The 8159-nt window shown below is 69.8% G+C and carries 8 protein-coding genes and 1 riboswitch; of the genes, 1 reads left to right on the top strand and 7 read right to left on the bottom strand.

Annotated elements, in window-relative coordinates; all coding sequences use genetic code 11:
* From IRZ30_RS13470 to IRZ30_RS13440, 7 genes are all read right to left on the bottom strand, one after another.
* A partial coding sequence (locus IRZ30_RS13470) for a hypothetical protein (RefSeq protein ID WP_294085947.1) occupies positions 1 to 1084 on the bottom strand: 1084 nt, incomplete at its 3' end.
* A gap of 343 nt (positions 1085 to 1427) precedes the next feature.
* Positions 1428 to 1910 (bottom strand): 6,7-dimethyl-8-ribityllumazine synthase, encoded by a 483-nt coding sequence (gene ribE / locus IRZ30_RS13465; RefSeq protein ID WP_294085945.1) that lies wholly within the window; start codon positions 1908 to 1910, stop codon positions 1428 to 1430.
* Between the two features lie 75 nt (positions 1911 to 1985).
* Positions 1986 to 2681: a 3,4-dihydroxy-2-butanone-4-phosphate synthase gene (gene ribB, locus IRZ30_RS13460; RefSeq protein ID WP_294085943.1), complete on the bottom strand. Its 696-nt coding sequence runs from the start codon at positions 2679 to 2681 to the stop codon at positions 1986 to 1988.
* A gap of 14 nt (positions 2682 to 2695) precedes the next feature.
* Entirely contained in the window at positions 2696 to 3334 is a 639-nt protein-coding gene (locus IRZ30_RS13455) for a riboflavin synthase (RefSeq protein WP_294085940.1), read from the bottom strand.
* Entirely contained in the window at positions 3334 to 4497 is a 1164-nt protein-coding gene (gene ribD, locus IRZ30_RS13450) for a bifunctional diaminohydroxyphosphoribosylaminopyrimidine deaminase/5-amino-6-(5-phosphoribosylamino)uracil reductase RibD (RefSeq protein WP_366945351.1), read from the bottom strand. Before ribD ends, IRZ30_RS13455 begins: the two co-directional genes overlap by 1 nt.
* 91 nt (positions 4498 to 4588) lie before the next feature.
* Positions 4589 to 4720: riboswitch (FMN riboswitch) on the bottom strand.
* Between the two features lie 138 nt (positions 4721 to 4858).
* Positions 4859 to 6193 (bottom strand): Na+/H+ antiporter NhaA, encoded by a 1335-nt coding sequence (nhaA, locus tag IRZ30_RS13445; protein ID WP_294085936.1) that lies wholly within the window; start codon positions 6191 to 6193, stop codon positions 4859 to 4861.
* 192 nt (positions 6194 to 6385) lie between these two features.
* Entirely contained in the window at positions 6386 to 7066 is a 681-nt protein-coding gene (locus tag IRZ30_RS13440; protein ID WP_294085935.1) for a thioredoxin family protein, read from the bottom strand.
* Positions 7067 to 7308: 242 nt separating this feature from the next.
* On the opposite strand from IRZ30_RS13440, the gene IRZ30_RS13435 reads away from it, so the two are divergent.
* Positions 7309 to 8159 (top strand): DUF72 domain-containing protein (locus IRZ30_RS13435; protein WP_294085933.1); only part of this gene is annotated, 851 nt, incomplete at its 3' end.

Raw genomic sequence — 8159 nt, 5'->3', positions numbered from 1 at the left:
CCGGCTTCATCCGGAACGCGGCGACGACCACGTCCTCATTCGCGTCCACCCAGAGCGAGCCGACGCGGCCCTCCGGCAACGGGGTGTCGGCCAGGAGGTCAACCGAGACGCTCTCCCCCGCGGGCAGCCAGTAGTTGCCGAGGATGAGGGTGCCTCGCCCGGCCACGCCCTGCCCAGCCGCCGGATAGAACGTCGCGTTCACGGTAGCGTCGTTCTGCGAGACATTGGTGATGAAGATCTCGGTGTTCCAGCCGCTGCTGGTCTGCACGATCGGCACAACCCAGCGGACCTGCCCTTCCAGTGTCTCCCCGCCTTCTGCGGCGAGCTCCAGGTCGCTCTGTGGCACAGCGCTGTAGCCGTCCACCATGTCGGTGGTGCTTGTCGTCTGAGGGCCGAACAGGGTGCCGACCGCGTGCTTCTCGATCCCTGCGATCCGTGGGGGCCGACACCGTTCATACGCCGTCACCTGATACGCGGTGTTCGTGTCCGGCTCCGGCCCGCCCGGGCTCCAGTCGATGACGAGCGTGCCGTTCCCATCCCACCACGTGACATAGCTGCCGGCCGGGAAGACGAAATTCCCCTGCGCGATCTTCGCGATCACGATGGGGGACTTGAAGTCTTGGATGATGTCGTAGTTGCGCGACGATACCCTCACCACAGACCAATCTCGCCGCACGCAGATGCTATGGTCGATCTGGTAGATCTCCTCGGGGTCGTTCCAGCGTGCCTCGACGATGATCCCGGCGCCGCCCGACACGCCTTCTTCCGGGTACTCCCGGGGAATCTTGAGCTGCGCGGCGGTCCACACCTGTGATGCGCGCGGCTTGAGCGTCAGCGCGGCAAGCTTCTCCCCAGTCGTAGTCTTCACCACCACATCGACGGCGACGGGCTCGACGTTCTGCACGACGATCGCGCCGGTCACGCCAGCCACCCCGGCGATCGTGTTGTTGTGCGGCACCCAGGGGAAGTAGATGCGGCCCACCACCGCGTCCTCGGAAGCCGCGACGGTCGGGCTGATGGCAGCAGCGAAGAGGGCGGCGACGAGTCCCAGCGCCACCGCGAGGCGAAGCAGTCTGGTGTGCAATGGCATGCGTCCTTCCTGCCGGTCGCCGACCGGCACTCCTCCCCGTACCCCGTGCCTCGCGCCGGGCATGCAGGAACCTCTCGCCGGGGCGCGAGGCGTCTCGCCCCCCGACCTCCCTCCATACAGGCGCGCCGAACTCGCCCCATACGTCGGGCGGTCCAACGGCACAACATGGCTAGTACAAAGGTACTATGATCGTATCACAGACTGGCGAAATGTCAAGTCTTGCGCGTGGTCATGTCGTGAGAGAGTGGCGATCGGCGGAGCCTGCGTGGTTTTCGGGGCAGGACGCAGGATGCGGAGCCGGGCCGACTGCCCGGCTCCGCTGATGTCGCCCTCGTGGTCAGTCCCTCCCCGCGACGGTGTCCAGTTGCCGCAGGGCGTTCGCCATCTCGATTGCGGTGACGGCGGCGTCGAAGCCCTTGTTGCCGGCCTTGGTGCCGGCGCGCTCGATCGCCTGCTCGATGGTGTCGGTGGTGAGCACGCCGAAGATGACCGGGACGCCGGTGGCGAGCGAGACGTTCGCCACGCCCTTGGCGACCTCGGCAGCGACGTAGTCGAAGTGCGGCGTCGCGCCCCGGATCACGGCGCCGAGGCATACGACCGCGTCGTAGCGCCCGGAGTCGGCCATGCGCTTCGCCGCGAGCGGGATCTCGAACGAGCCCGGCACCCACAGCACGTCGATGGCGTCGGGATCGACCTCGTGCCGCACCAGCGCGTCCAGCGCGCCCTCCATGAGCTTGGAAGTGACGAACTCGTTGAAGCGCGCCACCACGATACCGATGCGCAGCCCGCGCCCGGTTAACATGCCCTCAATCGTCCGCATCGTCTCTCTCCTTACGCCTGCTGCGTGCCGGGGTGTCCTGGTGCCCCCGGCGGTTGTGTGGTCGCTGCGCCGCCGCTAGCGTCGCCCGTACGTCGAGCCCTCGCGGGCGACGGTCCCCGCGGGGCTGGGGTCTGCCAAGCCGGCTGGGTGACGGTCTGCCTGTGCCCGGCGCACGGCGGCGAGGTCGGCGACGCTGATGATCGGGATGTCGTGGCGCGCGGCGAAGCGCTCCAGCACGGGGAGTCGGGCCATGGTCCCGTCGTCCGCCATGATCTCGCAGATGGCCACGACCGGGTGCAGCCCGGCCAGTCGCGCCAGGTCGACCGCCGCCTCGGTCTGCCCCGGTCGCTCCAGCACCCCGCCGGGGCGGGCGCGGAGCGGGAAGACGTGGCCGGGCATGGCGAAGTCGGCGGGAGTGGACGCCGGATCGGCCAGGGTGCGGATCGTCCGGGCCCGGTCGTGCGCCGAGATGCCCGTCGTTACCCCCTCCCGCGCCTCCACCGACACGGTGAAGGCGGTGCCGAACGGGGCGGAGTTGACCGCCGGGTCGACCATGGGCGGCAGGCGGAGCCGATCGACCCATTCCGGGGCCATCGCCGCGCAGAGGAGCCCGCGCGCCTCGCGCACGATGAAGTTCACCGCTTCCGGGGTGATGAACTGCCCGGCGATGCAGAGATCGCCCTCGTTCTCCCGGTCCGGCCCGTCGATGATGATGACGAACCGGCCCGCGCGCAGCGCGGCGATGGCCTGCTCGATCGTCGCCAGCGGCACGGTGCCTCCTCCCCCTAGGCGAACCCCGCCCGCCGCAGCAGGTCGAGGTCGACTCCCGCGCCGGGCTGCGGACCGCAGAGCCGCTCCACGTACTTCGCGATGATGTCCACCTCCAGGTTGACCCGCTCGCCGGGCCGCTTGCGCGCCAGCGTGGTGTGGTGCTGGGTGTGGGTCACCAGCGAGACGGTGAAGCCGTCCGGCAGCACCTCCACAATCGTCAGGCTGGCGCCGTCGACGGCGATGAAGCCGCGCGGCACCAGGTAGCGATGGATCTCCGGCGGTGTCGCGATGCGGACCACGACCGCTGCGCCGTCCGGCGTGTGCGAGACGACTCGGCCAGTGCCGTCGATGTGGCCCTGGACGTAGTGGCCGCCGATCCTGCCGCCGACTGTGACCGAGCGCTCCAGGTTCACCGGGGAACCCGGGCTGAGATCACCCAGATTCGTCAGCCGGAGCGTCACCGGTTGCAGGTTGGCGACGAAGTGGTCCGCGCCCAGGTCAGCGACGGTGAGGCAGACCCCGTTGACGGCGATGCTGTCGCCCAACCGCGTGCCCTCCAGCACCGTGCGGCCGCGGATGGTGAGCGCCACGTCGCCACCGGCCCGGCCGAGCGCGGCGACGGTACCGACTTCCTCGACGATGCCGCTGAACATCACACCTCCTCCAGTCCGGGGATCGGCTGTACCCGGCCTTGCACCATGAGATCGCTCCCGACCTGTCGCACCTCGACCTCGCGGAGGCGGCACGCCGCGTCCATCGTGGCCACACCCTCGCCGCCCAGCGGGCCCGGCGCATCCCGCCCGCCGATCATGATCGGGGCGATGAACGCGGCCGCGCGGTCGATCAGCCCCGCGTCGAAGAGCGCGCCGAGCAGCGTCCCGCCCCCTTCGACCAGCACGCTGTTGACGCCCCGCGCCGCGAGGCAACGCAGCAGCGCATGCAGGTCGACCCGCCCACCCTGGTCCGGGAGCGTCACCACCTCGGCGCCAACCGCGTGAAGTGCCGCGACGCGCTCGGGTGGGGCGGAACCGGTGGTCGCGATCAGCGTGCGACCCGGGACGTGCGGCTGCAGCATGGCGGCACCCGGTGGGGTCCGCGCCCGGCTGTCGACCACGACGCGGAGTGGGTGATGCGGCCCGCCGGCACCGCAGTCCTCGGGTGGGAGGCGCGTGGTGAGTAGCGGGTCGTCGGCCAGGAGCGTGCCGACGCCGACCATGATGGCGTCGTGCATGTCGCGCAGCCGGTGGCCCTCACGCCGCGCCTCGGCGCCGGTGATCCAGCGCGCATGGCCGGTGCGCGTGGCGATCTTGCCGTCGAGGCTGACCGCGAACTTGGCCGTCACTTCCGGCAGGCCGCAGTGCACCCGCTTGAGGAACCCGGCGTTGATTGCGGCGGCGGCACCGGCGGCCAAGCCCAGTTCGACCTGCACCCCGGCCTCGGCCAGGCGGCGGAGGCCTCGCCCGTTGACCGCCGGGTAGGGGTCGCGCAGCGCCACGACGGCGCGGGCGATCCCGGCCGTCATCAGGGCATCGACACAGGGCGGGGTGCGCCCGTAGTGGGCACATGGTTCGAGAGTGACGTATAGCGTGGCGCCGCGAGCGAGGGCGCCCGCCTGTCGGAGCGCGACGATCTCGGCGTGGGCGCCGGGTGGCGGCTCGGTGGCTCCCTCGCCGACCAGGCGGCCGTCGCGGACCAGGACAGCTCCAACGGCGGGGTTGGGCGCGACGCGCCCGCGGACGCTGGCGGCGAGGTCGAGAGCCCGCCGCATCCAGTGGAGGTCGGTTGCCGGCACGACCCGGCAGTCCGTGGTCACTATGGCTCGCCCCCGCGTCGTTGACACGAAAAACCCGAGGGCAAGCCCTCGGGTTGCGGTGGCAAGATAGGTTCGCACGGCCGGACCGGCCGTCGCATACCTTCTCCCATCCGGACTATACCGTCGGCCCCGGAGTTTCACCGGATCCTGCGGCTCTCGCCGCTCGCGGGCTATACCGCCGGTCGGGAATTGGCGCCACGCGCCTCACCCTGCCCCGAAGGTCTTGCGTGCCCAGTGTAGACCCGATCCCGCCGAGCCGTCAACCGTGCAGTGTCGCCGGAGCGGCCCTCACCCCCGACCCCTCTCCCAACGTTGGGAGAGGGGAGCTATGCACGATACCGGCGCGCTGAGAGCCCGATCACGCTCAATCAGCCGCCTGGATGGCCTGGCGGGTCTGCGGGGCAGGGGTGAGGCGCAGCAGGATCCAACCGAGGATGCCGGAGACGAGCGAGGCCGCGAAGATCCCCAGCTTGGCCATGGTCAGGTGGGTCTCGTCGACGAAGGCCAGCTCCGCGATGAACAGCGCCATGGTGAAGCCGATCCCTCCCAGCGTGGCTGCGCCGTGGAGGTGTCGCCACGTGACTCCTTCCGGGAGCTTACTCAGCCCGGTGCGCACCACCAGCCAGGTGGTCGCGGTGATGCCGATCTGCTTGCCGATGATGAGGCCGAGGAGCACGCCGAGCGTGACGGTGCTCGAGAAGTCGTCGCGCAGGTTGCCCCCGATCGCGACCCCCGCATTCGCCAGCGCGAAGAGCGGCACGATGAGGAAGGCGACCCAGGGATTGAGCGCGTGCTCCATCCGCTGCATCGGCGGCTGCACCTGCTCCACTGCGGCCCGCAGCGCGTGCAGCGCCTGCTGGTGCCGCTCGTTGGAGAGGACGCTCCGGCCCGGCTCGCAGGCGTCGCGGAACTCCTCCAGCGCGGCGCCCGCCCGGTCGAGGAACTCCGTAGGGTCGATTCGGTTCCGTGCCGGGATGGTCATTGCCAGCAGCACCCCGGCCACCGTCGCGTGAATGCCAGACTGGAAGAACGCGAGCCACAGGCCGACCCCGAGCACGGCGTAGACGATCGGCTGGGACACCCGCGCCAGGTTCGCACCGAGCAGCAGAAGCAGGATCCCGCCACCGACCGCCAGTGCTCCCCAGTTGAGGTCGCCGGTGTAGAAGATCGCGATCACGAGCACGGCCAGGAGGTCGTCGGCGATGGCGAGCGCCGTCAGGAACACCTTCAACCCGATCGGCACCCGCGACCCGAGCAGTGCGAGCACGCCGAGCGCAAAGGCGATGTCCGTCGCCATCGGGACGCCCCAGCCGCGGACCATATCGGTCCCGGCATTGAGCGCGAGGTAGATCAGCGCCGGCGTGATCGCTCCGCCGCACGCCGCCGCGACTGGGAGCGCCGCCTGCCGCGGCGAGGACAGCTCACCGACCAGCAGCTCCCGTTTGATCTCCAGGCCGACGACGAGGAAGAAGATGGCCATCAGGCCGTCGTTGATCCACTGGTGGAGGGTCAGGGGCAGCGCGGTGCTGTTGACTCCGATCCGCAGCGGGGTGTGCCAGAGGTCCGTGTAGCTCTGGCTCCAGGGTGAGTTGGCCCAGATGAGCGCGACGAGGGCCGCGAGCAGCATGACGATCCCGCCCGACACCTCCGAATGGATGAACTCCTCGAGCGGGGTGATGATGCGCCGGACCGGGCGCATAGAATCGCCGTGCTCCTCACCTACGATGACTGCGGCCGTGCCGTCGCGAGGCACGCACGGGGTGGAACGAGTGGACCGGGACCGACTCTGGGCCACACGACGGCGTGGTTACTTTCTAACTGTAGCAGAGACGCGCCCGGTCTGGAGCGCCGTCGCTGCTCATGGTGCGCGAGAGCCGGGCGGTGTGCCCGGTCAGGACGCGGCAGTGCGGGACGCGGCTTCGACCGCGCCGACCATCGCCGCCTCCGGTCGCGCGCCCTCCAGCTCGATCGACTCGTTGATGACGGTCTTCGGCACGCCGTAGATCTGGTAGCGCTGGGCCATGAGGGGGTACTCGCTCACCTCGATCACGTCCGCCGTCACCTTGTCGCTCTCGATCGCCATCATGTGCGCCAGCCTGGCGGCACTCGGGCAGTACGGTCAGGTAGGGGTGACGAAGACCTTGATGTGGACCGGTTTCTCCAGCGTGACCAGCACCTCGCGGCTGGACGGTTGGAGCGACGTGGTACCGCGGGAGACGTCGATGAGATCCTCGATCAGCGTGGCGAACTCGTAGCCGGCCGGGACGCCGATGAAGCGCACCGTGCCCTTGTTCTGCCCCTCCAGCACGATCGCCGGGATCTCCTCGATCCCCTCGGCCTTCGCCTGCTCCTGCTCGGCGACGAAGTCGTGGACCTCTAGCGTGAGCTTGTCGGAGAGCGCGACCAACTCGTTCAGCAGCGCGTGGGTGTCGGAGCAGGTGCCGCACTCTTGCCCCGGGACGCTCAGCACCGACTGGCGCTGGGTGTAGAAGCGGAGCATGACCGGGTGCTCCAGCTTCTCGGCGAAGAGCCCCTTTAGGTATTCCTGATCTTGCTGCGGGATGATGGCCATGGTGTGGCTCCTTCCGGTTCGGCGGGCATTGGGCGTGCACCACGTCGCGCCGGGCACCGCCGGGGCGTTCCTGGCCCATCGCGCACGTCAGCGTGGGCGCGGACCCTGCGTCTGCACTTGCACGGATGCTGCCAACGGGCTCGCGCGCCGTGCGATAATCGAGCGCCGGAGCACCGCGGATCCCATTATCCGGCTCCGCGCACGCCGCGCCGGGACCGATACCGGTTGGGAGGAGCGCACACATGGGTCAGCTACTCATCGGCACCTCTGCCTGGAGCGACCACGATCCCTTCTACCCGCCGGGGATCAAACCGGCGGAGCAACTCCCCTTCTACGCCCGCTACTTCCCGATCGTGGAGGTCAACACCACCTACTACCGCATCCCGAACCGGCGCATGGTCGAGGGGTGGGTGCAGCGCACGCCGCCCGGCTTCATCTTCGACGTGAAGCCGCCGCGCGAGCTGACCAGCACGCCCGAGACGCCCAGGGGCGAGGCGCCCGTGCCCGACGCCGCCGTGGCCGAGGCCTTTGGGGAGGCGATCGAGCCGCTGGCCCAGGCCGGGAAGCTGGGCGCGCTCACTTTCCAGTTCCCGCCCTCCTACCGCAACACCGAGGAGCACCGCGAGTACCTCCGCCTGCTGCCGGAGCTGCTGCCCGGCTTCACCATCGCGGTCGAGTTCCGCCGCCGCGACTGGCTCGACCCGGAGCACGCCGAGGACACGCTGCGCCTGCTCCAGGAGGCGGGCCTTGCCTTCACCATGGCCGACGAGCCGCAGATGGGCACCGGGAGCGTCCCGCCGGTGTACGGCGTGACCAATCCGCGCCTGGCCATCATCCGCTTCCATGGTCGCAACTACGAGACCTGGTACAAGTTCACCGGCTCCAGCCGCGACCGCTTCAACTGGGAATACAGCACCGAGGAACTGGAGGAGTGGCGGGACAAGCTGGAGGCGGCGGTCCGCGCCGCCGAGGCGGTCCACGTCTTCTTCAACACCAACTACGCCAACCAGGGCCCCCGCAACGCGTTCCGGCTGATGGACATGCTGGGTATCCCCCACCCGCCGCTGCCCGACGGCGGCCCCCAGCAACGCAC

This window comes from Sphaerobacter sp. (assembly GCF_019683595.1).
GTDB lineage: Bacteria > Chloroflexota > Chloroflexia > Thermomicrobiales > Thermomicrobiaceae > Sphaerobacter.
Note: the sequence above shows the minus strand (reverse complement) of the source record. Positions and strands in the feature narration are given on the sequence as shown.

What these genes read in the sequence shown, in the direction of transcription:
- ribE (WP_294085945.1), bottom strand. Translation starts at nt 1,910, where the DNA reads ATGCGGACGATTGAGGGCATGTTAACCGGGCGCGGGCTGCGCATCGGT.
- nhaA (WP_294085936.1), bottom strand. Translation starts at nt 6,193, where the DNA reads ATGCGCCCGGTCCGGCGCATCATCACCCCGCTCGAGGAGTTCATCCAT.
- IRZ30_RS13455 (WP_294085940.1), bottom strand. Translation starts at nt 3,334, where the DNA reads ATGTTCAGCGGCATCGTCGAGGAAGTCGGTACCGTCGCCGCGCTCGGC.